This is a genomic window from Streptomyces sp. C (genome assembly GCF_000158895.1).
Classification (GTDB): Bacteria; Actinomycetota; Actinomycetes; order Streptomycetales; family Streptomycetaceae; genus Streptomyces; species Streptomyces racemochromogenes.
On the sequence record NZ_GG657751.1, the window covers coordinates 364282 to 387683 of the forward strand.

Consider the following 23402-nt stretch of genomic DNA (forward strand, 5'->3'; position numbering starts at 1 on the left):
GCCGGGCACTGCTGAGTACCCGCGACGGCGCCACCCTCACCTGGGACCTCCACACCGGCGAGGTCCATCACCTCGGCGGACGGGGCAGGCCCGCCACCGCCGCCGCGCTCAGCGCCGACGGACGCCGCGTCTGGACGGCCGCGGGCAACGCCGAGCCCGGAGTGTGGGACGCGGGCAGGGGCGACGTGGTGCGCGTCATGCCCACGGCGGGCGGTACCCGCGCGCTGGCCGCGACCCGGGACGGGCGGTCCGCCCTGACGGGTGGCGAAGACGGGGCCATGACCCTCTGGGACCTCGACGGCGGTACCGCGACCGCACGGTGGCGCAGCTACGAGGACGCCAACGGCCTGGCGGTCAGCGCCGACGGAGGCCTGGCGGTCTGCGCCACCGATGTCCTCCCGCTGACCGTGTGGGAACCGCGCACCGGTGAGGCCCGGCTGCTCAGCGGACACACCGAGGCCGTACGCTGCGTGGCCCTCACCCCCGACGGCACGGTCGCGGTCTCCGGCTCGGCCGATCACCGGGTGATCCTGTGGGACGTCGCCGCGGGGGAGTTCGTACGCAGCCTTGAAGCCCACAACCACACCGTCGACGCCGTCGCAATCAGCGACGACGGACGGCTGGCGGTGTCCGGTTCGCAGGACGCCAGCAGCATCGTCTGGGACACCGGGACGGGTGCGGTCCTACGGCGCTTCGGGCACGAGTCGGCGGTGCTCGCCATCGCGCTCGCCCCCGACGCCCGGACCGCGGCCGTGGGCACCGCCGACGGCACGGTGTCCCTCTGCCGTCCGGATGACGGCAGCCGCAGCGTCCTCGTCGGGCACACGGCCGGCGTCCGCACGCTCGCCTTCTCGCCGGACGGCCGGTTCGCCGTCTCCGGCGACGACCACGGCGCCGTGCTCGTCTGGGACGTGGCCACCGGTCAGGTCGTACGCGAATTCGGCGACGGGGCCGGGGCGGTGACCGCCCTCGCCTGCTGTGCCGACGCCTCGGGCATGGCCGTCGTGTCCGCCTCCGCCGGGGGAGGGATCCGGCTGCGGCGCCTGCACGGCCCGGCGGAGCTCGTGGCGTGGGCGTACGAGAACCGGCGGATCCACCGGTTCACCTGCGCCGAGCGGTCGGCGCTGCTGATCGAGCCCGGCTGCGACCCGCTCGGCAATCCGCCGCCGGAGTGGGGGTCCCCCCGGACGGAGTCTGGGGGAGGCCCCCCGACCGTCGTACCCCTGACCCGCTCCGCCCTTCCCCCGGCGGCCTCCGCGCGGCTCCCCGCCCGCGTCGGCGGCCCGCCCCGCCTGCCGCCCGGCGTGCGCACCTTCGACGCGGTACAGGCCGGGCGCTCCCGGGAATGGCGGATCGACGGCGGGGGCGGCCGCGCCACGATCGACGTCGTCGCCGGCGGCATCGACCTCGACCCCACGGCCACCCTCCACGGCCCGGGCGGCGAGGTCCTGGCGGCCGGCCGGTTCCCGGAGGGACGCCGGTGCCGCGTCGGCCCCGTCGACCTCCCCCCGGCGGGGGAGTGCACCCTGCTGGTCGAAGGCCGCCGGGACGGCCCGGCGGGCGGCTACACGCTGCTCCTCACCACGGATCCCCCGGAGGCCTGACCCCGTGATGAAGCCGAACCGGCCCCCTGCCCCCGCCCCCGTTCCGTTTTTCAAACTGATCGAGGAATCCCCCCGTGCCGTGTGGTCCAGCGGTGCGGGCCGCCTCCCCTTCGGCGGATCACGCAACGACCCGCGCGGCTTCGCCATCCACCCCGTCCCCCGTCTGATGCTGGAGGACGGATCGCGCCGCGAGCGCGTGCTGGAGACCCACCCCCGGTGGACGGACGACGGCTGGATCCGCGGTGAGTTCCACCTGCCCGGGGTCGCGGCCGGCGCCCGGCTCGAAGCCGAGTACGGCTTCTTCAGTCCCGTGGGCCCACCCCAGACCAACGGCGTGCTCATCAGGGTCGGCTGCGACGGCGTCCTGCTCACCGAGGTCGCCAAGCGCTACACCGGGAGCCTGGACACCCTGACCGTCGACCTCTCCCGCTTCGCCGGCCCCGCCACCCGCACCCTGTACGTGGAGGTGGACGCCGACGGCGACTCCACCCAGGACTGGCTGGTCTGGACCCGCCTCACCGTCGTCCCCGGGCCCCAGGGGACCGGTGACCGGTGACCGATGACCGCGGCGGACCACCAGGTCACGCGGTCACCCGGTCACCCGGTCACCCGGTCACCCCGCCTTCCCGCGGTCGTACACCATGGTCGACAGCGGCACCAGCAGGCCCGCCCAGAACAGCACCCCGGGCACGCCCCGGTCGGTCCACGGGACCTGGGATATCAGCAGGGCGCAGAGCACGGCCCACACCGCCTGCGCCAGCACGATCTTGGACCAGCGGCCGCGCCGTACGAGGGAGCGGATGTTGAGCTGCACCCCGGTACGCATCCGGCGGTAGCGCCACAGCGCCCCGAAGCCCCAGATCGCGGCCATGCACGTCAGCACCCAGAGCCGGTTGCCCAGCGGTACGGGCAGCTCCCGCAGGACCGGGTGCCTGGACGTGGTGAAGAGGTCGACCATCATGCCCGCGGACACCACGCAGACGACCGCGAGCCAGCGCGTGCCCCGCAGCAGGCGGTACGTGGCGCGGTCGAGGCCGTTGCGCAGCATCGCGGACTGGGGCGCGCCCGCCAGGCCGGCGGAGTACATCTCCGCCGACCGGGCGGCCGTGACGTTCGGGGAGTCGGCCATCGCGTCGGTGTACATGGCCTGCGCCGTCTGGTTGGACGGGTCCAGGCGCAGCCATTCCACCAGGGCCCGCTTCGCGACGTCCTGGCGCTGCGTGCGCACGGCCGTGAAGCACACCGCCTGGTGCGCCTCGGGCTCCTCCGGGGCGAGGCGTACGGCCTCCAGGGCCGCCTCGTAGGCCCGTTCGTGATCGGCGGGCGGGGCCGTCGCATGGGCGACGAGCACCTCGGACAGCACGAAGTGCGGTGGTCCACACCCCGGGCGACCTGCGGACGGCCTCCTCTGCCGCCGCCCGGGCCTCGGACCGCTTGTCCAGCCGGAGCAGCACTCGGGACAGCTGGATGAGGCCGCCGACGTGTCCGGGGCGAGATCCGGAGCACCTCGCCGGGCCGCCCGCTCCGCGAGCTCGTACTCGCCGAGCTTCTCGTGGGCGACGGTGAGCACCTGCCAGGCCAGCTCGTCGTCCGGGGCCTCGGCGAGGCGGGGGGCCAGCACGGCCTTGGACTCCTCGTACCGGCCCGCCGACTGCAGCGCGACGGCGCGCGCCACCACCGGGTCCGTGCTCACAGCTTCCGCCTCTTCTTCAGGTACGTCACCAGGTCGTCGTACATGCCGCCCTCGTTGGCGAACATCGCCACGTTCCGCGCCGCCGCGAACCACGGTTCCGTCGAGGGGACCACCGACTTCGCCGCGTCGAGCAGGTCCTTCGTGCCGATCATGCGGATCACGCCGGTGCGCGCCGAGTCGAGCAGCGCGCTCTCGGCCGCCGACTCGCAGACATGGGCCAGGTCGGCGCCCGAGAGGCCGTCCGTCGCCTTGACGAGACGCCCCAGGTCGACCGCCTCGATGGGGCGTTCGCGCAGGTGGTAGCGGAGGATCGCCTCGCGGGCGGCGGCGTCGGGCGGCAGCACGAGCAGGGTGCGGTCGAGCCGTCCCGGCCGCCGCAGCGCGATGTCCACGTCCCAGGGGACGTTGGTGGCGGCCAGGACGAACACGCCCTCGTTGGCGGCGGAGTCGATGCCGTCGAGCTCGGTGAGGAGCTGGTTGACGGTGTTGCGCATGCCGCTGTGCTGCGTACGGCTGCGCTTGGCGCCGAGCGCGTCCAGTTCGTCGAGGAAGACGACGCAGGGCGCCTGACGGCGGGCGGTCTCGAAGACCTCGTGCATGTTGCGTTCGGAGTTGCCGATCCACATGTCGAGGACGTCGTTGACGGACACGGACAGGAAGTTCGCGCCGAGCTCGCCGGCGACGGCCCGGGCGATGAAGGTCTTGCCGCAGCCGGGCGGCCCGTAGAGCAGGAGCCCGCCGCGCAGGCTCTTGCCGTACAGCCTGCGCAGTTCGGGGTTGCGCATCGGTGCGAGGAACGCGGCTTCCAGGCGGTCCTTGACCTCCTGCATGCCGCCGACGTCCGCGAGCCGTACGACGCCGGGCGCGGACACCTCCCAGGCGTCGGCGTCCCCGGGGTCGCCGCTGCCGTCGGCGCTGAGCGGGGGCTCGACGAAGCGGGGTTCGACGATGCCGTCGACCTCCTGCTCGGCGGCCCGCCAGTCGAACCCGGCGGGGCGGGACGGCTCGACGGCGCCGCCGACCGCGGGCTCCGACGGTGCCGGGGGAGCGGTCGGGGGAGCGGCCGGGGCGGACGGCATCCCCATGGCCCGCATCATCAGCTCCCGCGCCGCTGCGTCGCCCGGCGCGTGCTGCAGGGCGGCCGCGGCCTCCGTGACCGCGGCGTCGTGCAGCCCCGCGGACAGCAGCAGTTCGGCGAGGTGCAGCCGCAGGGGAACGTCCCCGGGGGCGGCGGCCACGGCGGTGCGCAGGCTCCGTATCAGCGGGGGTTCCAACGGGGCTTCCGGCGGGGGTTCCAGCGGGGATTCGGGGGAGGGAGGCTCTTCCGGCATGATCCATGTTTACGCGGCCCCTCTGACAGCAGTCCAGGCGGGGTGGTGCACGGCGGATCTCCACCCCCTTCTCCACCCCCGGGTCCAGGCGCGGAGAGCGGCGCCGCAGCAGTCTTGAGGGCATGACAGCAACCGAGTGGATCACCGACATCGCCCTCGTCCTGATCGTCTTCCGGCAGCTGCGGGAGGGCCGTCTCGACCACAGGACCTTCCTGCTCCCGCTGGGGATCGTGGCCTTCGTGGGGTACTCGTACCTGGACTCCGTCCCCACCGCCGGCAACGACCTCGTCCTGATCGGCGCCCTCACGGCGGTCGGCGCCGCGCTGGGCATCGCCGGAGGGGTCTACACCCGCATCCGTGCCCTCGACGGGCAGCTCCTGATCAAGGCGGGCGCCGTGTCGGCGGTCCTCTGGATCGCGGGCATGGGGGCCCGGATGGGGTTCCAGACCTGGGTGGAGCACGGCGGCGGCGCCGACGACGTCGCCCGGTTCAGCCTCGCGCACCACATCACGAGCCGGCAGGCCTGGGTAGCGGCCTTCGTCCTGATGGCGCTCACCGAGGTCGTCACGCGGGTGGCCACGATCTACGTACGCAGCCGGACGGTGCGCGGCGCCGGCGCCCTGCCCGTCCTCGGCACCACGGTCTGACCGTGCCGTACCTTCGGTCCGTGCCCGCAGACCAGATCGCCCCGCACCCCGGCGACGACACCGGCCGGGATGCGGGCGCGCGTCCCGTACCGGGGCAGGACCCGCGCGTGCAGTGGGCGGTCTCCGTCGCGGTCGTCGTCGTGGGGCTCCTGACGATCCGTCCCATGGGGCCGAGGGGCCGGGGCCTGGCCGTGGCCGCCCTGTTCGCGGTCAACTCCGCCGCCCTGCTGGCCCGTCGGCTGCCCGAGCACAAGGTCCCGCGGCGCCTCGCCCTCGTCTGGCTGACGCTCGGGGTCGTCGCGGCGGCCGCCCTGATCGGCCTGAGCAGCAGCGGGACGGCCTACCTCTTCGCCTTCTTCCTGGCCGGCCACATCGGATACCGGCTGGACACCAGGACCGCCCTCGTCCTGGCCGGGTTCTGCAGCCTGCTCTGCGGTGCCGTGCTGTACCTGCGCCTCGGACCGGGTCACGAGGCGCTGCCGTGGGTGTTCGGCCTCACCACCGGCACGCCGGTCCTGGTCGGCATCGTCAACCGCACCCAGCGGCAGGCCGTACGGGCGGCGATCGACGCGGCCGAGTCGGCCGAACGCGCCGCCCGCGCCGAGGCGCGCACCGCCGTCCTGACGGAACGGGGCCGGATCGCCCGGGACGTGCACGACGTCCTGGCGCATTCCCTCGCCGGGATCAACATGCAGCTGGAGCTGGCGGACGCGCTGATCGACACGGGGGACCTGGAGAAGGTCCGGGAGGCGAACGCCAAGGCCCACGGCCTCGTCAAGGAGAGCCTGAAGCAGGCGCAGTGGACGGTGCACGCCCTGCGCGAGGACGCGCTGCCGCTGCGGGAGACCCTGGCCTCGATGCTCGCGTCCTCCGGGCACGCGGACGCCCTCACCGTCAGCGGGACCGTGCGCGAGGTGCCCGCCCGGGCGGTCCAGAACCTGCTGCGGATCGCCCAGGAGGCCCTGACCAACGCGGCCCGGCACGCTCCCGGCGGAGCCGTCGCCGTCGAGCTGGCGTTCGCCCCGGGGTCGACCGCGCTGAGGATCCGCAACCGCCCCGGCACCCGGCCGGCGGTCCCGGGCGCGGGCAGCGGGATGGGACTGATCGGCATGCGCGAACGCGTCGCCCTGCTGGGGGGCACGCTCACCGCGGGCCCGGTCACCGAAGGCCCGCACCAGGGCGACTGGCAAGTGGAGGCAGTGATCCCGCAATGACCGCACCCGAGGCACAGCAACAGCAGCCGCCCCAACCGCCGCTGAAGGTGGTCGTCGCCGACGACCAGGCCGCCGTCCGCGAGCCCCTCGCCGCCGTCCTCGCCCTGGCCGGGGGCATCGAGGTCGTCGCGGCCGCGGCGAACGGCACCGAGGTGCTGGCGGCCGTCGCCGCCGGCCCGGTGGACGTGGTGCTGATGGACCTGAGGATGCCCGTCATGGACGGCATCGAGACCACCCGCCGGCTGACCGGGGAGCACCCGGAGGTCGCGGTGGTCGTCCTGACCACCTTCGCCGACGACGACTCGATCCTCGGCGCCCTGGGCGCGGGAGCGCGCGGCTACCTGACCAAGAACGCCGGACGCCAGGACATCACCCGCGCGATCCGGGCCGCGGCCGCCGGCCAGTCCGTACTCGACCGCGAGGTGCAGGCCCGCCTCCTCGCCACCGTCAAGACCCAGGCGCCCCCGCCCGGCGGGCCCCTGCCCCTTCCCCTGCCCGAGGACCTCACCCGCCGCGAACGCGAGGTCCTCGCGCTGATCGGCCAGGGCCTGCCCAACCGGGGCATCGCCGAGCAGCTCTTCATCAGCGAGGCCACGGTCAAGACGCACATCAACAACCTGTTCGCCAAGGCCGGAATCCGCGACCGCGCCGACGCCGTCCGCCGCGCCATCGCCTCGGGCCTGGCCTGACCCGCCGTGGGCGCCGGGTGTTGGCCCGGCTCCCCGTCCGGGCAGACCAGAAGTCCGATCCGGGCCGGATCGAATGGCTGTCGACGAAACGGGACGAAATCGGGACGCTCCTGTCGACGGAGCGGCTTGCTCCGCACGGGGCCCCCGGGAGAAGGTTTCCTCCGAACCAAGATCAACTTTTGGTGCCCGCAAGCACCACGACTCAGGGGGAAGACCGTGCAGATCCGCAGGAAGCTCGCCACCGCCGCAGTGACGCTCGCCGTGGCCGGTACCGGCCTCGTCGCCGGGACGGGGTCGGCGTTCGCCGGGACCAACGGCCAGCAGATCCAGATCGACGACGCGTCCGGCAGGGCCCAGTCCGTCTACATCAAGGGTTCCAACCAGAACGGCGGCACCGTCGGCAAGTGCTTCAACATCACCCGGGACTCGTCCACGCAGCTGGGCGGCTGGTGGTGGAAGGGCAACGTCGAGGTCACCGCCTACACCTACAACAACTGTGGCGGCGGCCGCTTCTACACCCGCACCGCCTGGATCAACACCACCCAGAGCTGGGGCGACTTCCAGGTCGTCAGCGTCCACTGACCTGCCCCGAACGCCCCGGGCCGCGCCTCGGCCGGGCGTTCTCAAAACCGTCAGGGGTGTAGCCCTCCAGGACGGATGTATCACGCTCACTCGGGGAGTGTGCCGCATCCCCGCCGAGATCGAGCCGTTCGGCTTCCTCCCTCTCAGCGGTGAGCTCTCACCCGCTGAGGTCGGAACGGCGGTGATGCGCATCGCGGGGTTGCAACGACATCGACATCGACATCGACCCCGACGGCGACCGCCCGCCTCGTCCGGCCGCCTCGTCCGGCCGACGCACTCGGCTCGTTCCTCCACGGGCTGCTGACCTTCGACCGCCTCTTCGCAGCCGGCGGTCCACGGGTCACCGACAACTCCACGGGTGTCACGTTCCTGCCCGGCTGCTGCGATGGGATGGAGGACTGGCGTGACTGGCACCAGTTCGCCGACGCCGGCAGCCTGCTCGGCTCCGGTCACCCGGCGCCGTTACCGGCGACCTCGCGTCGTTCTGGCGCGAGGGGCCACCGCGCCGTGCGGGCCGAGCTCCGCGGCCGCCACCCCCGCCATCCGTGGCCGCAGGACCCGGCTGCGGCCGAGTCGACCCGGCGGCTCAACACGCCCAACCGGGGAGCGCCACGGGCAGCCCGGGGTCAGCCGCCACCCGAGCCGGCCGAGGCCGAACCGCCTGAAGTCCAGCCGGAGTTGCGCTGCGGCCGATCGCGCGTGCTGCGCTCGGTGCGCAGGTACACCGCGACCCCGGCCGGCCCGAGCAGGTCCTTCAGCGCGTCGGCGAGCAGCTGCGGGTCGCCGCTGAACGGGAGCGCGAGCTGCTCCCGGACGCCCCGCAGGTCGAGTTCCAGCGCGAGTGTGGAGACGGCCGGCTTGTAGTCCCCCTGGTACGGCTCCACCACCTTGTGCGTCAGCCGCACCTCGCGCAGGGTATTGACGGGCAGCCAGTCATCCGGCCCGGCGGCCCGGACCAACCGCACAGACGCGGGCACCCCGACCGGCGCGAACTCCACCCGGAGGATGTCCCGGGCCCGGGAAGAGGCCAACGCCAGCCAGCCGATCAGGTACTCCAGCCCGACGATCACCCCCACCACCACGAAGACGGTCGACGCCCGCGCCCCGGCCAGCGCCATCGCGAAGGCGACGACCAGTGTCGGCAGGCCCAGAGCGATCGGAGTGAACAGCGCCTGCCCCGCCGAGGTCAGCGCGTTCCACGTCGGCCCGGCCGGGCCGACGCGCAGGACCAGATCCGTCGAGTCGGGACTTTGTCTCAGCATGGGATCGGTGGCCGCCATGCTTCCAGCGTAGGACCGGTCCGCAAGAGCGCCTCGGCCACATCCGGCCTATGGGGCACGACATCTGACGGCCGTAGCCCACAACGAGATCGGGAGCGCGCACGTCGAGCGGCCTTCGGGTGCGATCCGGCGTCAGGCGGACGCCGAGGCCGACGCCGACAAGGAGCGGCTCGGCAGCATCATCGATATCGCGGTGTGCTCCGGAGCTATGAGCAGCGGGAAGAGTGGCTCGCTTCCTACCCGGCCGGGGAGATGCCTGCGGGCGACGATGATGTCGGTGCAGTACACGGTGGCGCTGCCCGTGAGCCGCCGGGGGAGTCCGCCTCGCTGGCGAGCATGCGTGCCCGCTCGGAGGGAGCCGCGGTGCGCGTGAACCGGAGCGGCGACCCGGAGGTCCCGGCGTGGGGAGTGTCCCTGGGCCCCAGGCAGGAACTGTGACTGTCCGCCGAGGGCTGGCTGGAGCAGAGGGACACGATGGTCACCTCCGCCCTGCTCGTCGGGCCCGATCTGGCTCACGACCCCTACGCGACGCCGCCCATCCTGCACTGGCGCGACGTCCGCGAGCGGGCACGGAACCCCGGGGCCTGGCCGGTGGTGCCCGACCGCGAGCGCCCGCTCTGGAACCGGAACCGCCGGAACGGGTCGGGCCGCTCCGGTTCGGGATGAGCCCGCCCGAGGTGGCGGCCGCCCTCGACGGCGAGACGCGGCCGGCGGGCCGGATCGGCCACTTCCCCCACTGGTGGTCCGCCGAGGCCGGCCAGCGGCATCTCAGCACTGGCGGCACCCGGACGGCGTTCCCCGCCTGGGCGCCGTAACCTCCCACGGCCGCACCGGGCCGCAGGTCATCCACGCCGGCATCCCCCTCGTCGGCGTGGCCCCCTCCACCCTCGACGCGGCCATCATCCAGCACATCGAGGACCACGACCTGGGCCTGCGCTTCCGCCCCAACGCTGCCGCCGTCCGGGACGGACTCCAACTGGCCCTCGACACGACGCGGGCCGGGGACGCCACTGTCAGCGAGGCCACGTTCTGCACGGAGGAATGGCAGCTGTAGGGGCGTACGCCGGACTGGCCCCGCCGGGGACAGCGTGTGCACCGGTGAGCACCGTGTCCGCCGGGCCGCCGACCGCTGCGGGGCCGAGGCTGGCCGTAGGACACGGCGGACTCGGCGGAGGGGTGATCGGCATGGTGCTGCGGCCGCCGGTTGAGCTGATGCTCGCGCAGGCCGCCGAGGCGCTCCCGGGCCCGGCCGTACCGCGTGCCCGGGGTCGCGTGCGAGCAGAAGTTATGGACAGGGTTTTGGTCTGTCCGTAGTCAGAGTCCGGCCAGTCCGCTGACATCGTCTCTTACGCGCAGACGGCGGGTGAGGTGGACGGGAGCGCGGGCGGGGCGAACACGTGCCTCGGCCGCGGACGGCGTGGAGCCACGCCCGGTTCACCGGCCGAGGCCACCTACTGCGTCACCCCATCAGCACATTGGGGTGCACACCACCCATGCAGACTGGTGTCGCTCCTCAATAACCCCGCCGTCGGAGCTGTCTGCTTCCCCTCCGGGCAGGTGGGCAGTGGTAACACCTTCAACGGCACGCAGAACATCAACTGCAGCCAGAGCACCTCCCAGTCCGTCACCAACCCAACGCCCCCGGCCGACGGCGGTGTCACCGGGCGGGAAGAGGTGTTCGCATCCAGCCCTGCTCCCATTCAGCCGGGACAGAGGGGCGGTGCGTCCGTGCAGTGCCCGGAGGGGAAGATCTCCACCGGGGGCGGGCATCAGCTTTTCCCCTTCGGTTTCGACGGCCGGGTCCTCCCGGACAGTGCCGCCAACCCGGCGCCGCCGCCCTTCTTCGCCGACCTGGTCGGCACGCCGCACAGCGTCGTCACCGCCCACCTCGTCGACGAGGCGGGCCACCCCACGCTCCGGGCACGCGACGCGATCCTCACCTTCCTCACCGACCGCCTCCACCCGCACACGGCCCGCCACGCCACCTGACCGGCCCGCTACCGGGGCACCGGCGGGCCGGGCTCCTCGGGAGACCGCGACAGTGCAGACGGCCTGGCACCATGGGTCGGTGCCCGCACCCTTCGAACGTCCTGTCGTCATGCAGCGGAACCTGGCCGTGGTGCTGCGCGGCCTGGCAGGCAATCCCTCGGCACCACCAGAGGTTCTCGTCCGCCTTGCGGCGGCGGACATCGACCGAACCGAGCTCGCACGGCGCCGTGACCTGCCCGCGCAGGCCGCGTTGATCCTTGCCGACGACGAGGATGCGAACCTGCGGTCGGAGCTGGCCGCGCATCCGAATCTCCCGGCCGAGGTCCAGATCGTCCTCGCCCGGGACGCCGACGCGCGGGTGCGGGGCCGGCTGGCGGAAGGTGCCGAGTACTTCACCACCGTCGGCGTGCACGGCCGTCACTTCCCGCGGCCGTTGTCACACGAAGTCTACGAACTACTGGCCCGAGACCCACAGCCGAAGGTCCGCCGTGCCCTCGCGTTCAACCGCCACCTGCCCGACGGCATTCGGGCCGGGATGCTCGACGACGACGATGCGCGAACGGCCGCCATCGCCGCCGCCGAGTGGGACCCTGCGCCGACCGCCCGGATCAGCGAACTCCTTTCGCGGGCCACGGGAGCCTTCGGCCGAGAGCTGCTCTTGCTCCGTCTGGACGGTCCGCTTCCCGCTGAGGTCGCCCGTGGCGTGCTCGCCGACATCGACTCCTCCACAGACCCGGCGAACAGCGCGGAGCTCCTGCCGTACATCGCCGCGACCGTCGACCTGGACGCCGCCCTGACCCGCCGCTTCCTGGCGGACCCGCAGCTGCGCGCCGCGGTCGCGGCCAATCCGACACTGGACCTCGAGCACGTCGCGGCTCTGGCACACGATCCCGACAACCAGGTCCGCGCGGCAGTCGTCGCCCGCCACGGCCTCGACCCGGTGCTGCGTGAATCGGTATCGGTCGAGTACGACGACGGCAGCAGCGGCAACACCATCGAGTGGCTGCTGGCCGAAGACCTGTCCGAACCCGATCAGCTCGCCTTCGCGCGAAGCCGCCACCAAGCCTTCCGCAAGACGCTGGCCATGCGCACCGATCTGTCTGACGAGGCCGTCGCAATCCTCGCCGCCGACGAGAGCTTCGCCGTGCGGCTGTTCGTGTGCGAACGCCAGCCGAACGCACCCGGCCGGCTGCTGGCACACATCGCGGCCGACTGGAAGAGCTACAGCCGATGGGACATGCTCGCCCACAAGAACTTCCCCGCCGATGCCGCCACTGCCCTGGCCCGCTCCGACGACCCGCATGACCGGGTCGTCGCCGCAGCACACCCCGGGCTTCCGGTCGACACGATCGAGGCGTTGCTGGCCGACGGCGCAGACGACGTGCGACGTCGAGCAGCGACCAACCCGTCCATCCCGACCGACCGGCTGATCAATCTCCTCGAGGCCGACGAGTCAGCCGTCGTCTCCGGGGCGGCCGCAAACCGGACGCTTCTCGTCGTGACGATGCACCGGGTGCTCGATCAAGCCCGGCTTTGAGGATGCGGGCGCGGGTGCGTCGGCTTGAGGCTTGGGGGCGGTGGGTTCGGGCAGGGCGCGGAAGAGGAGCCAGCTCAGGGCAGGCATGGCGATCAGGGGGGTGAGGGCCGTCTTCAGCGAGGTGGAGTCGGCCAGGTGTCCCAGCAGGGGGCTGATGAGGCCGCCGATGCTGACGGTGAGGCCGAGGGTGACGCCGCTGGCAGTACCGATACGGGAGGGCAGGTAATCCTGGCTCAGGGTGACCTGGAGGGAGAAGGGGACGTACAGGCCGACGGAGGTGAGGGCCACGAAGAGGAACATGGCCGGGCCGGGTGCGTAGATCGCTCCGGTCACGGCGGCGACGGAGAGCAGGTAGGACCAGCGGGAGACATGGACGCGGTCGTAGCGGTTGGCCAGGGACCCTCCCAGGACCGAGCCGGCTGCGCCGCCCAGGAACAGCAGGAACAGGGCGATGGTGCCCGCGGTGGTGCTGCCCTGCATGCGCTGCTGGGCGTAGAGGGAGATGAAGGTGCTCAGGCCGGTGAAGACGATGGAGCGGAAGACGACCGCCAGGGACAGCTTCACGAACGAGGCCACGTCATCGGCGCCCCGCGGTGCCTCCGTCCTGGACGCGCCGGCCTCGGGCCGGGCGAGCATCCGGAGCACGGGCACGCACAGAGCGGCGCCGGCGAGCGCGGGCAGGACCAGGACGGGCGTCCAGCGCAGGGAGCCGTGTCCGATCACGGCCGACACCGTGAGCGGGGCGAGTGCGAAGCCGATGTTGCCGCCCAGGGAGAACCAGCCCATCGCGCTGTGACTGCCTTCGCCGGCCAGCCGGGCCACGCGGGCCGACTCCGGGTGGTAGGCGGCCACCCCGATCCCGGAGACCGCGACGAAGAACAGGGTGAGCCCGTAAGAGCCGCTCAGGCCGCTGAGCGCGATGCCCACCCCGCCCAGCAGAGTGCTGACCGGCAGCAGCCACGGCATCGCCCACCGGTCGGTGAGCGCCCCGAACACCGGCTGGGCCACCGACGACAGCAGGGACGCGGCCAGCACGATGCCGGAGGCGACCGCGTAGGTGTAGTCCCGTTCGGCCACGAAGAACGGGATCAGCGCCGCGACGGCGCCCTGGTAGATGTCGACGCAGGCGTGGCCCACGGCCAGCAGGGAGATCGATGTGTTCCTTCGCACCCTCCCATGCTGGGAGAAGCACACGGTGTCGCACTTTCGGTAGATTGACAGGTGATGCAGAAAGTCCGCCACGAATCCGTTGCGCCGACCCGGACCCAGCGCCTGGCCTCCGGCGGCGAGATCGATGCGCACCGCCATGACGATCACCAGATCGTCTACGCCGGCCGGGGCACCATCGCGGTGACCACCGACGCCGGTTCCTGGGTTGCCCCCGCCACCCGCGCGCTCTGGATCCCCGCCGGCACCGTCCACCAGCATCAGGCACACGGCGAACTCGACCTCCACCTCGTCGGCCTGCCCGCCACGGACAACCCCCTCGGCCTGGACAAACCCGCCGTCCTCGCCGTCAGCCCCCTCTTGCGCGAACTCATCGTCGAGTACACCCGCGACCCCGACGACGACAGCCCACCCCACCTGCGCCTGCGCGCGGTCATGCTCGACCGGCTCGCCCTCTCCCCCGAACAGCCGCTGCACCTGCCGGTCCCCACCGACCCCCTGCTCCGCGAACTGCACGACATCCTGCGCGCCGACGCGGCCGACAACCGCTCACTCGACGACCTCGGACGCCAGATCGGCGCCGGCGCCCGCACCCTCTCCCGCCGCCTCCGCGACGACCTCGGCCTCACCTACCTGCAGTGGCGCACTCAGATCAGGCTCCACCACGCACTGATCCTCCTGGCGGACGACATCCCCGTCACCGCGGTCGCCCACCGCTGCGGCTGGTCTTCCGCCAGCACCTTCATCGACGTCTTCCGCCGTACCTTCGGCCACACTCCCGGCGCCCGCCCCGCCACCTGACACTTCGAACGACTCTGTAGGCCCTGACGGCACGTCGGCCGGCCGTGCTCGGCCGCGTCGAGGTACTGCTCGATGAGTTGCTGACATCGACGTCGGCAGGCGCCGGCACGAGGAGTGCCGCCGGCGGAGTGTCCCCCCGCCGGCGGCGGGGTCAGGCCGCGAACAGCTTGTCCTGCTCGGCCCGCAGCGCGTCGACGAGCCGGCCCGGCGGCAGGATCACGTCCCCGTAGCCGAGCACGGTGTCCTTGGCGACGGCGTGGCGCAGCACGCACCCCTCGGAGATGCCCATCGGCAGCAGGTCGTCGGCCCGCGTCACCGCGTGCGACTCGGCCACCCCGAAGGTGTCGTAGCCGCCTATCCCGTCCAGCACCGTGCCGGCGGGCAGGTCGCGCTTGGCGGTGGCCACCACGTCGACCCGGGGGCCGGCGGGCGGGGTCAGCGCGGCGTCGCCGAAGTCCACGGCGCGCACCACGGTGTGCGGCACCTCGAAGTGGCACAGGTGGTAGGGCGTGTAGAAGCTGTACAGCGGGCCGCGCCCGAGCTTGTACAGCTCCAGGTACGTGTGCTGCGCCGGGTCGTCGTGGGTCCCCAGCACGTACACGCCGGGTGCCGGCTTGGCGCCGACCACGAAGTCCACGATGCCGCCCAGCTCCCGCAGCTCGTCCACGTCGTACATCTCGGCCAGCTGGTCCACGTGCCCGGTGTGGTCGCGCCCGTACATGCCGCGCCTGGGCACGGTGAAGCCGAAGGCGTTCGCCACGATGGCCTGCTCGAAGGAGACCTTCGTCCCGTCCGTGAAGCTGGTGATCATGTGGACGTTCTGTCCCCACCGGTCGGCGAACGGCTGCTGCGTCGTGGGGGTGCGGTACTGGTCCTGGAACCCCTTGACGTTGCCGGCCACCAGGGGAGTGACGCCCAGACTGCGCACGAAGCGCAGCAGATTGGCCTGCACCGCGGGCTGGTCGCCGTCGGCCCCGGTGAGCACCACGCCGGCCGCGCGGGCGCGGTGGGCCAGCAACGGGCCCACCGTGCAGTCGAGTTCGGCGTTCATCGTCACCACCGGAAGGCCGCGCTCGATGGCGGCGACGGTGATCCTGGCGCCGAACTCCACCGCACCGGTGACGTCCACCAGGCAGTCGATGCCCTCCGCCCCGATCAGGGCGAACGCGTCGTCCGTGACGACCGGCCGCCCGGCGGCCACGGCCGCCGAGACCGCGTCCGAGCGCCCGGCCCGTACGGGTGCCAGTCCCGCCTCCCGGTACGCGCGTTCCGCGTTGTCCGGGTTCCGGTTGGAGATGGCGGCCACCCGCATGCCGGGCACCGAGGTGGTGATGTGCCGCACCAGTCCGCGCCCCATGTACCCGGCGCCCACCATGCCGACCCGGATCGGCCGGCCCTCTTCCGCGCGACGGCGCAGCGCGGCGTCGACGATGATCATCCGCGGCCCGCCTGGGCTCCGGCCGACCGGGAGCGGCGCGGAGCCCGCACCGTCAGGAGCCGTAACGGACGGCGGGAGCGGGCGGACGGTCCGCGGTCGCACTCCGGCCGCTTCCGGCCCGGGAGTGCCGCACCCCTCGGCGAGGTTGCGTGAACCAGCATGGCAAATCTCCGATGCCTGTCGGTGCGTCATGGATGGAATTGCGAGGCTAGGTCGGCGGCACGAGACCGGGCAACTGTCGCCCCGCCGACCGCGTACGCACAGCGTGCCGAAATCCTTCCGGGCGTGCGGCGGCCCTTCCCCCGCGGCGGCCCTTCCCCCGGCGGCACCCATTCCCGCGCGGCGGCCATTCCGCACGCTGGCATTTTCCGTGCGGATGGCGGAAGAGTTCCACACGCGCAGAGCCCGCCGCCGGTGCGCCGCGGCTCCCGGATTTCGACTGCGGACGGTCGGCAGTCGAACAGGGAAACCGGTGTTCCGGAGCAGGAGTTGACGAACCGGCCGGAACGCTCGATATGTTCACGCAATGCGCCCGCTTCCCGTCGCAGACCCGGGTCATCCCGATATCCGCTCGGCCTCCAGGTACCTGCTGTGGCTCGCGGGCCGCATGGCCCGCCCCCTGAGTGCCGCGGCGTTCCTCGGCCTTCTCTGGCTCGGTTCGCAGGCGCTCGTGCCGGTCGTCATCCGCGAGGCCGTCGACGAGGGACTGGTCCCCGGCGACATGAACACCGTCTGGCTGTGGTCCGCCGTGCTCCTCGCCCTCGGCGTGGTGCAGGCGGTGTCCGGCATGCTCCGCCGCCGGCTGAGCATGCACAACGCCCTGTCCGCCGGCTTCCGCACGGTCCAGCTGGTGGTCGGCCACGCGGACCGGCTCGGCGCCGGCCTCGAACGGCGCGTCGACGACGGGGAACTGGTGAGCGTCGGCACCTCGGACATGACCACCATCGGCAACGCCTTCGACGTCGTCGGCCGGGCCTTCGGCGCCGTCGTCTCGACGATCCTGGTCGCCGCGGTGCTCCTCGACCAGTCGCCCTCGCTCGGCCTCCTCCTGATCGTCGTCCTGCCCGCGATCATCCTCACCATGGGCTACACCCTGCGCCCCCTGCACCGCAGACAGAGCGCCTACCGCGACCTGCAGGGCGAGCTGACCTCCCGCCTCACCGACGTGGTGACCGGACTCCGGGTCCTGCGCGGCGTCGGCGGCGAGACGTCCTTCGCCCGTTCCTACCGCGAGCGCTCGCAGCGCGTGCGCGCCGCCGGCTCCGAGGTGGCCGGGGCGGAGGCCCTGATACGCGCCGCCCAGGTGCTGCTGCCCGGCCTGCTCGTCGGCACGGTCACCTGGATCGGCGCCCGCGCCGCCCTGAACGGCACGGTCACGCCCGGCGAACTCGTCGCCTTCTACGCGTACGCCGCCTTCCTCGTCGAACCGCTCGCCATCTTCACCGACACCGCCGACCGGTTCGCCCGGGCCCATGTCGCCGCCCGCCGCGTGATCGCCGTACTGGCCCTGCCCACCACCTCCCCGGACGCCGGAGGAGGCAGCACCCCGGTGCCCGCCGGCGCGCACGACCTGGTCGACGAGCACACGGGACTGGTCGTCCCCGCCGGCTCCTTCCTGGTGGTGGTGGCACCGCCGGCCGAGGGCGTGCGCCTGGCCGACCGCCTGGGCGGCTACAGCGGCGACAGCGGCTGCTCCGGCGGGTCCGTCCGCTACGCCGGACTGCCGCTGCGGGAACTGCGCACCGAGCAGGTCCGTCGGCACGTCCTCGTGGTCGACAACCGCCCCAGGCTCTTCCGCGGCAGCCTGCGCGACAACCTCGACCCGCACGGCGGCGCCGGGGACGACGAGGTGCTCGCCGCGCTGCGGGTGGCGGCCGCCGAGGACATCGTCGAGTCGCTGCCCGAAGGACTGGACACCGCCGTCACCGCCGACGGCAGCCGCTTCTCGGGAGGCCAGCGCCAACGGCTCGTCCTCGCCCGCGCGGTGCTCGCCGACCCCGACGTCCTCGTCGTGGTCGACCCCACGTCGGCCGTCGACGCCCACACCGAGGACCGGGTGGGCCGGCGGCTGCGCGCCGCCCGGGCGGACCGCACCACCGTCCTCGTCAGCTCCAGCTCCCTGCTGCTCGAACGGGCCGAACGGGTGGCCTTCGTCCACGACGGTGCGGTCGTCGCCACCGGCAGCCACCGCGACCTGATGGCCGCCGACCTCAGGTACCGCCTGGCCGTCCAGCGCGAGACCGGCGAAGACCCCGCCGGAGGCGCGTCCCCCAGCGCCCCCACCGCCCCCGTCGCCCGAAGGAGCGCGGAATGAACACGGTCGCGCTGCCCGTCGCCGACACCGCGGAGGTGCGCGCGCACGCCCGCGTCCTGGCCCGCGGCCACCGCCGCGACCTCACCTGGCTGCTGGCACTGCACGGACTGGCCGCGGCGTGCGGGCTGGTCGCGCCCTGGCTGATCGGCCGGCTCGTCGACGAGGTGGCCGCCGGCACCACGATCGCCGCCGTCGACCTGCTCGCCCTCGGCCTGCTGGCCTCCCTGCTCGGCCAGGCCGTGCTCACCTACGCCGCGGTCCAGCGCTCCTGCCGGTTCGGCGAGAAGATCACCGCGGAGGTACGGGAGGACTTCGTCGACCGGGTGGTGACGCTGCCGCTGTCCACCGTGGAGGACGCCGAGCCCGGCGACCTGATCACCCGTGCCTCACGCGACACCGACGCCCTCACCAACACCGTCCGCTACGCCGCGCCCGAGACCCTGATCGCCACGCTCACCTGCCTGTTCACCTTCGGCGCCCTGCTGCTCGTCGGCCCGCTCACCGCGCTGCCCAGCCTGCTCGTCGTCCCCCTGCTGTGGGCCGGTACCCGCTGGTACCTGCGCCGCTCCGGCGTCGCCTACCGTCGGCGCGCCGCCGGTTACGTGGCACTCGGCGACACCCTCGCCGAGACCGTGCCCGGCGCCCGCACCGCCGAGGCGTTCGGCCTCCGGGACCGGCGCCGCCGGGCGCTCGACCGCGACCTCGGCGAGGCGTACGGGGCCGAGCGCCACACGATGTGGCTGCGCAGCTCCTGGTACCTGACGGTGGAGCTCAGCTACGCCGTCCCGCTCGTGGCCACGCTCGCCGTCGGCGGGGCGCTCCACGCCGGCGGACTGGCCTCGCTGGGCCAGGTGGTCGCCGCCACCCTCTACGTACGGCAGCTGATCTTCCCGCTGGACGACGTCCTGAGCTGGATGGACGAGCTCCAGATCGGCTCGGCCTCGCTGGCCCGGGTGCTCGGTGTCAGCAAGCTGCCGGCGGACCGCGAGCCGACCGGCGCCCGGCCCGGCGGCCGGGACCTCAGCGTCCGGAACGTCAGCTTCTCCTACGTGCCCGGACGCACCGTCCTGCACGGCGTCGACCTGGACCTGGCGCCGGGCGAACGGCTCGCCGTCGTCGGCCCGTCGGGCTCCGGCAAGTCCACCCTCGGCAAACTGCTCGCGGGCATCTACCACCCCGGTTCCGGCACCGTCCGGGTCGGGGACGTCCCCCTGGTCGAGCTGAGCACCGCGGAACTGCGCCGCCGCATCGCCCTGGTCACCCAGGAGCACCACATCTTCCGGGGCACCCTGCGCGAGAACCTCACCCTCGCCCGGCCGGGCGTCGACGACACCGAGGCGCGCCGCGCCCTGGAGGTGGTCGGAGCCGGCGACTGGGCGGCCGCGCTCCCGGGCGGCCTGGACACCCCGGTCGGCTCCACCGGGCACCCGCTCACCGCCGCACAGGCCCAGCAGGTCGCCCTGGCCCGGCTGGTGCTCGCCGACCCGCACACCCTGGTGCTCGACGAGGCCACCGCGCTGCTCGACCCGGCCACGGCACGGCACGCCGAGCGGGCCCTGGCCGCCGTGCTGGGCGACCGGACCGTCATCGCCATCGCGCACCGGCTGCACACCACCGAGGACGCCGACCGGATCGCCGTCGTCGAGAAGGGCCGCATCACCGAACTGGGCAGCCACCACGAGCTGCTGGCCGCCGGCGGCGCCTATGCCGCCCTGTGGCGCGCCTGGCACGGCGAATGAAATCAATCCGTCCGCACGGCTATTGAAATCATTGCGGCACATACGGCTCCGGTCCTAGCCTGGGCGATATGAATCCAAGGAAGCCGCACGTCGATTGGGACAGCCTTTTCGGCGACGATTACGATTACTTCGACCTTCCCGACCTCACTCCGGAACTGAGCGGGACCGAGGCGTCGAGCATGGTCGCACTCGGTGGATTCCAGCCGGGATCACGCCTCCTGGACGCGCCGTGCGGACACGGCCGGCACGCCAACGTACTGGCCTCGCGGGGCTATCGGGTGGTCGGTGTCGACCGCGACGAGCGCTTTCTCGAAATGGCCCGCGAGGAGAGCGTGAAAATGGGGGTCGCGGTCGATTACCGGCAGGTCGACCTGCGCGAGATGGCCTTCGAGGAAGAATTCGACGCCGCCGTATCCTGGTACAGTTCCTTCGGCTACTTCGACGACGAGACGGACCGGGACATTCTCCGGCGCTACCGTCGCGCACTCCGGCCCGGCGGCCGTTTCCTGCTCGACATGCATTCCCCGTACCGGCACATCCCGAGCGTGCTGGCCAACCACGACATGCACGTCGACGTCCTGCGCCGCGGACAGGACCTCGCGGTCGACATCCAGGAGCTGGACGCCGAGGCGAGCCGCTACTACGCGGAGAAGATCACGATCCGGGACGGGAAGGTGGAGCGGGCCCGCTACAGCGTCCGCATGTTCACGGCCCCCGAGATCCTGGAGTGGTTCCGCACCGCCGGCTTCTCCCACGCACGCGTCATGAACGAGACGGGCGGCCCCTTCACCGTCAGCAGCCGCCGCCTGGTGGTGCTCGGCACCGCCTGAGCCCGCCCCGCCCCACCCCCCACCTCGGCCCGTCCCGGCGCGCGGACCACCCGCCCCGGCGGGTGCCGTGCGCGCCGGGCCGCTCCCCGAGACGACTCACCGTGACCACCATCCGCGAAAGAGGGGTTCCCGTGGACACCGACACCAGCACCGACACCAGCACCGGCACAGCCACCGACGCCATCCGTCCCGCCCTGCCGATCGGCCCGCTGCGCACCTCCGGTCCCGACATCGACGTCGACGCCCTGCGCGCCCACTACGCCTCGTACCGGTGCGCCCAGATACCCCAGGTCGTCGACGCCACCGCGCTCAAGGCGGCGGCCCTCTCGGCGTACCGGCAGCTGGGCGACGAGCCCCTGGTCGACGCCCAGGAGCACAGCTCCGACGACGGCGGGCTCGGCTACGGCTTCCGGTTCCAGCGCCTCGACGCCAAGTCCGACTCGCCGGCCCACTCCGCACGCGTCACGGCCGTCTTCCGCGACCACGGCCTGCTCGACTGGGCCGAGGACGCGGCACGGCAGCTGCTGCCCGTCGTCGACACCATCACCGGCCGTTCGCTGCGCTACGAGCGGGTGTTCCTCCTGGCCTACCGCGAGGGCGACTACATCGGCCCGCACGGCGCCGAGCAGGACACCGACCTCGACCGGTTCAACCTCCAGTTCCCGCTCTGCTACGACTCCGTCGGCGCCATGCGCGTCCTGCGCGGGGGCTACCTGGAGCCGATGTACGACCGCGAGGGCGACGCCCGGCTGCTCGGCCCCCGCATGTGGCACGAGGTGCCGCCGCTGCTCCGGCTGCCCGAGGGACGGGACCCGCTGCGCCTGGTCGTCTCGCTGCGGCTGATGGCCCGCTGATGACCGGTGTCACGACCGCCGCCGAACGCGCGGCGCGCGCCGCGGAGGTCGCCGCCGTGGCCGAGGAGGTCTTCCGGCGCCACGGCGCGGACTTCCGGTCCGCCCGCCGCACGTCCGGCCGGACCAACGCCACCTGGCTCGGCGGCGGGCTCGCCGTACGGGTCGCGGGCTCCACCGCGGCCCGGGACCTGGTGCGCGAGACCCGGCTGGCCGCCGTGCTGCCCCCCGAGGTGGGGTATCCGGAGGTCCTCGCGTCCGGCAGGACCCGCGGCTTCGAGTGGGTGGTCACCCGGGAGATCGAGGCGGTCTGCCTGGACGACGCCTGGGCCGGCCTGGACGGGCGGCGGCGCGTGGCCGCGACACGGCGGCTGTGGGAGCGGGCCCGGGCGGCGCACCGGCTCGACCCCGCGGCCGCCGCGCCCCTGGCCCGCTCCCACAACCCGTTCTACTCGCGGTCCCCGGACGAGGCCGACGCCGCCCTGGGGCGGCTGCGCGCCGCGGACGTGCTCACGGCCGGGGAGCGGAAGCGGCTGTCCGCCGCCCTGGAGCAGTACTGGGCGGCCTTGCCCGGCGCCCCCCGGGTGCTCAACCACGGCGACCTCTCCCCGGTGAACGCCCTGTGGGACGGCACCGACGTGGTGTCCCTGTTGGATTTCGAGTTCGCGGTCCTCGCCCCCGTGCACCTGGACGTCAACGAACTGGTCAAGACGGCCTTCGCGCCCCCGGAGCCGGGCACCGGGACCACCGCCGGGGAACGCGCCGACCGCGCGCTGCTGCAGGAGGCGGTGACCGAACTGGCCGCCCCGTTCCTGCGCACCGACGACGACGCCGCCCTCCTGATCGGCCACTCGATCCAGCTGGAGACCTGGGGCCTGGAGCGCGAGCTGGCCAAGCCGGGGCGGAAGGACCACCGGGACTGGGAGCCGTACCGGATGCTCGTCGCCTGCGCGCACGGCGAGGGCGGCTACTACGAGCCCCTGCTGGGGCGTTGAGTCCGGGGGCCCGAGGTCCCCGGGGAGAGGCGGGGCGATGATACGGACGCTGTTCGTGGACGCCGGCGGCGTGCTGTACAACAACGTCAACGAGGAGACGGACTTCCTCGACCGGGTCGCCGACCGCTACGGCGTCGACCGCGGAGAACTCGCGCGGCGCGTGGAGACGTCCGCGCCCCGCTACGAGAGCGGCGCGAGCCACGTGCACCGGGTGATCGCACGGCTCGTCGCCGGCGGGAGCGGCCCTGCGGCCGGAACGCCCGCGGAGGGACGCTGGATGGACCGCGCGTACCTCGACAGCGTCCGCCCCCACCCGGACAGCTTCCGCGTCCTGCGGGAACTGCGGGAGCGGCACCCGGAGGTGCGGCTGGTCCTCACCAACAACGAGGCCGAGCACTGGGACCGCCTGAAGGACGAGGCGTACGGACACTTCGCGCTGTTCGACACGCTGTGCTCGTCCTGGCGCACGGGCCGGGTGAAACCGGCGCCCTCCTTCTTCACCGAGGCCCTGCAAGCCTGCCGGGCGACGGCCGCCGAGACCCTGCTCGTCGACGACCGCACCACGGTGCTGCGGGTGGGGACCGGACTGGGCATGCACACCCTGCACGTGTCCGTCCCGGAGGTCTTCGCGGACCGGCTCGGAGCGGCGGTGCGGGGCGACGCGCTGCCGTCCGAGCCGTGAGGGCCCCCCTCGGGAGGCC

Annotated in this window: 22 protein-coding genes and 1 pseudogene; 18 read left to right on the forward strand and 5 right to left on the reverse strand. The window is 73.1% G+C overall.

The features are described 5' to 3' along the window. Together SSNG_RS45075 and SSNG_RS34980 are read left to right on the forward strand one after the other, a co-directional pair. A partial coding sequence (locus SSNG_RS45075) for a WD40 repeat domain-containing protein (protein ID WP_007268701.1) occupies positions 1 to 1604 on the forward strand: 1604 nt, incomplete at its 5' end. 79 nt (positions 1605 to 1683) lie between these two features. Then, on the forward strand, positions 1684 to 2160 hold the full coding sequence (locus tag SSNG_RS34980; protein ID WP_042804654.1) for a hypothetical protein: 477 nt from the start codon (positions 1684 to 1686) through the stop codon (positions 2158 to 2160). Between the two features lie 57 nt (positions 2161 to 2217). Here the strand turns inward: SSNG_RS34980 and SSNG_RS34985 are convergent, their stop codons facing one another. After that, positions 2218 to 3297: a hypothetical protein gene (locus SSNG_RS34985; protein ID WP_050780034.1), complete on the reverse strand. Its 1080-nt coding sequence runs from the start codon at positions 3295 to 3297 to the stop codon at positions 2218 to 2220. Further along, positions 3294 to 4628, reverse strand: coding sequence for an ATP-binding protein (locus SSNG_RS34990; RefSeq protein ID WP_050780036.1), 1335 nt, complete (start codon positions 4626 to 4628; stop codon positions 3294 to 3296). The genes SSNG_RS34985 and SSNG_RS34990 overlap by 4 nt, the downstream gene beginning before the upstream one ends. A 122-nt stretch (positions 4629 to 4750) precedes the next feature. On the opposite strand from SSNG_RS34990, the gene SSNG_RS34995 reads away from it, so the two are divergent. The 5 genes and pseudogenes from SSNG_RS34995 to SSNG_RS44520 form a co-directional block, all read left to right on the forward strand. Continuing rightward, complete coding sequence (locus SSNG_RS34995) at positions 4751 to 5275, forward strand: hypothetical protein (protein WP_007268705.1); 525 nt, start codon at positions 4751 to 4753, stop codon at positions 5273 to 5275. 20 nt (positions 5276 to 5295) lie between these two features. Beyond that, the gene (locus SSNG_RS35000) at positions 5296 to 6489 is read left to right on the forward strand and encodes a histidine kinase (RefSeq protein ID WP_347232515.1); all 1194 of its coding nucleotides are present in this window, start codon (positions 5296 to 5298) and stop codon (positions 6487 to 6489) included. Beyond that, the gene (locus SSNG_RS35005; RefSeq protein WP_007268707.1) at positions 6486 to 7178 is read left to right on the forward strand and encodes a response regulator transcription factor; all 693 of its coding nucleotides are present in this window, start codon (positions 6486 to 6488) and stop codon (positions 7176 to 7178) included. The genes SSNG_RS35000 and SSNG_RS35005 overlap by 4 nt, the downstream gene beginning before the upstream one ends. A gap of 216 nt (positions 7179 to 7394) precedes the next feature. Continuing rightward, positions 7395 to 7760 carry a hypothetical protein gene (locus SSNG_RS40765; RefSeq protein WP_128637627.1) on the forward strand — a complete coding sequence of 122 codons (366 nt, stop codon included), beginning with the start codon at positions 7395 to 7397 and terminating at the stop codon, positions 7758 to 7760. Positions 7761 to 8212: 452 nt separating this feature from the next. Then, a pseudogene (locus SSNG_RS44520) lies at positions 8213 to 8345 on the forward strand (ATP-dependent helicase C-terminal domain-containing protein); the annotation flags it as partial. Between the two features lie 41 nt (positions 8346 to 8386). On the opposite strand, the gene SSNG_RS35015 reads toward SSNG_RS44520, so the two are convergent. Continuing rightward, complete coding sequence (locus tag SSNG_RS35015; RefSeq protein WP_007268709.1) at positions 8387 to 9040, reverse strand: hypothetical protein; 654 nt, start codon at positions 9038 to 9040, stop codon at positions 8387 to 8389. Positions 9041 to 9702: 662 nt separating this feature from the next. On the opposite strand from SSNG_RS35015, the gene SSNG_RS42715 reads away from it, so the two are divergent. The 4 genes from SSNG_RS42715 to SSNG_RS35040 all read left to right on the forward strand — a co-directional run bounded on the left by SSNG_RS42715 (position 9703) and on the right by SSNG_RS35040 (position 12566). Beyond that, positions 9703 to 9855: a hypothetical protein gene (locus SSNG_RS42715; protein WP_007268713.1), complete on the forward strand. Its 153-nt coding sequence runs from the start codon at positions 9703 to 9705 to the stop codon at positions 9853 to 9855. A gap of 56 nt (positions 9856 to 9911) precedes the next feature. Next, the gene (locus tag SSNG_RS35030) at positions 9912 to 10094 is read left to right on the forward strand and encodes a hypothetical protein (RefSeq protein WP_042804657.1); all 183 of its coding nucleotides are present in this window, start codon (positions 9912 to 9914) and stop codon (positions 10092 to 10094) included. A 449-nt stretch (positions 10095 to 10543) separates the two neighbouring features. Then, positions 10544 to 11029 carry a hypothetical protein gene (locus SSNG_RS44525; RefSeq protein ID WP_241695311.1) on the forward strand — a complete coding sequence of 162 codons (486 nt, stop codon included), beginning with the start codon at positions 10544 to 10546 and terminating at the stop codon, positions 11027 to 11029. 79 nt (positions 11030 to 11108) lie between these two features. Next, on the forward strand, positions 11109 to 12566 hold the full coding sequence (locus tag SSNG_RS35040; protein WP_241695312.1) for a hypothetical protein: 1458 nt from the start codon (positions 11109 to 11111) through the stop codon (positions 12564 to 12566). Here the strand turns inward: SSNG_RS35040 and SSNG_RS35045 are convergent. Next, a complete protein-coding gene (locus tag SSNG_RS35045; protein WP_007268717.1) occupies positions 12483 to 13736 on the reverse strand; it encodes an MFS transporter in 1254 nt (417 codons plus the stop codon). The two genes, SSNG_RS35040 and SSNG_RS35045, sit on opposite strands and share 84 nt — an antisense overlap. A 54-nt stretch (positions 13737 to 13790) precedes the next feature. Between SSNG_RS35045 and SSNG_RS35050 the strand changes: the two genes are divergently transcribed. Continuing rightward, a complete protein-coding gene (locus SSNG_RS35050) occupies positions 13791 to 14534 on the forward strand; it encodes a helix-turn-helix transcriptional regulator (RefSeq protein WP_042804659.1) in 744 nt (247 codons plus the stop codon). A gap of 151 nt (positions 14535 to 14685) precedes the next feature. Here SSNG_RS35050 and SSNG_RS35055 read toward each other — a convergent pair whose 3' ends face one another. Continuing rightward, entirely contained in the window at positions 14686 to 15972 is a 1287-nt protein-coding gene (locus SSNG_RS35055) for an NAD(P)-dependent oxidoreductase (protein ID WP_007268719.1), read from the reverse strand. A 526-nt stretch (positions 15973 to 16498) separates the two neighbouring features. On the opposite strand from SSNG_RS35055, the gene SSNG_RS35060 reads away from it, so the two are divergent. From SSNG_RS35060 to SSNG_RS35085, 6 genes are all read left to right on the forward strand, one after another. Next, complete coding sequence (locus tag SSNG_RS35060) at positions 16499 to 18286, forward strand: ABC transporter ATP-binding protein (protein ID WP_007268720.1); 1788 nt, start codon at positions 16499 to 16501, stop codon at positions 18284 to 18286. Further along, the gene (locus tag SSNG_RS35065) at positions 18283 to 20025 is read left to right on the forward strand and encodes an ABC transporter ATP-binding protein (RefSeq protein WP_007268722.1); all 1743 of its coding nucleotides are present in this window, start codon (positions 18283 to 18285) and stop codon (positions 20023 to 20025) included. The genes SSNG_RS35060 and SSNG_RS35065 overlap by 4 nt, the downstream gene beginning before the upstream one ends. A 179-nt stretch (positions 20026 to 20204) precedes the next feature. Beyond that, a complete protein-coding gene (locus SSNG_RS35070) occupies positions 20205 to 20855 on the forward strand; it encodes a class I SAM-dependent methyltransferase (protein ID WP_241695313.1) in 651 nt (216 codons plus the stop codon). Positions 20856 to 20986: 131 nt separating this feature from the next. Next, positions 20987 to 21709 carry a hypothetical protein gene (locus tag SSNG_RS35075; RefSeq protein ID WP_007268724.1) on the forward strand — a complete coding sequence of 241 codons (723 nt, stop codon included), beginning with the start codon at positions 20987 to 20989 and terminating at the stop codon, positions 21707 to 21709. Then, on the forward strand, positions 21709 to 22701 hold the full coding sequence (locus SSNG_RS35080) for a phosphotransferase (RefSeq protein ID WP_007268725.1): 993 nt from the start codon (positions 21709 to 21711) through the stop codon (positions 22699 to 22701). Before SSNG_RS35075 ends, SSNG_RS35080 begins: the two co-directional genes overlap by 1 nt. A gap of 37 nt (positions 22702 to 22738) precedes the next feature. Next, a complete protein-coding gene (locus tag SSNG_RS35085; RefSeq protein ID WP_007268726.1) occupies positions 22739 to 23383 on the forward strand; it encodes an HAD-IA family hydrolase in 645 nt (214 codons plus the stop codon). Positions 23384 to 23402 lie beyond the last annotated feature (19 nt).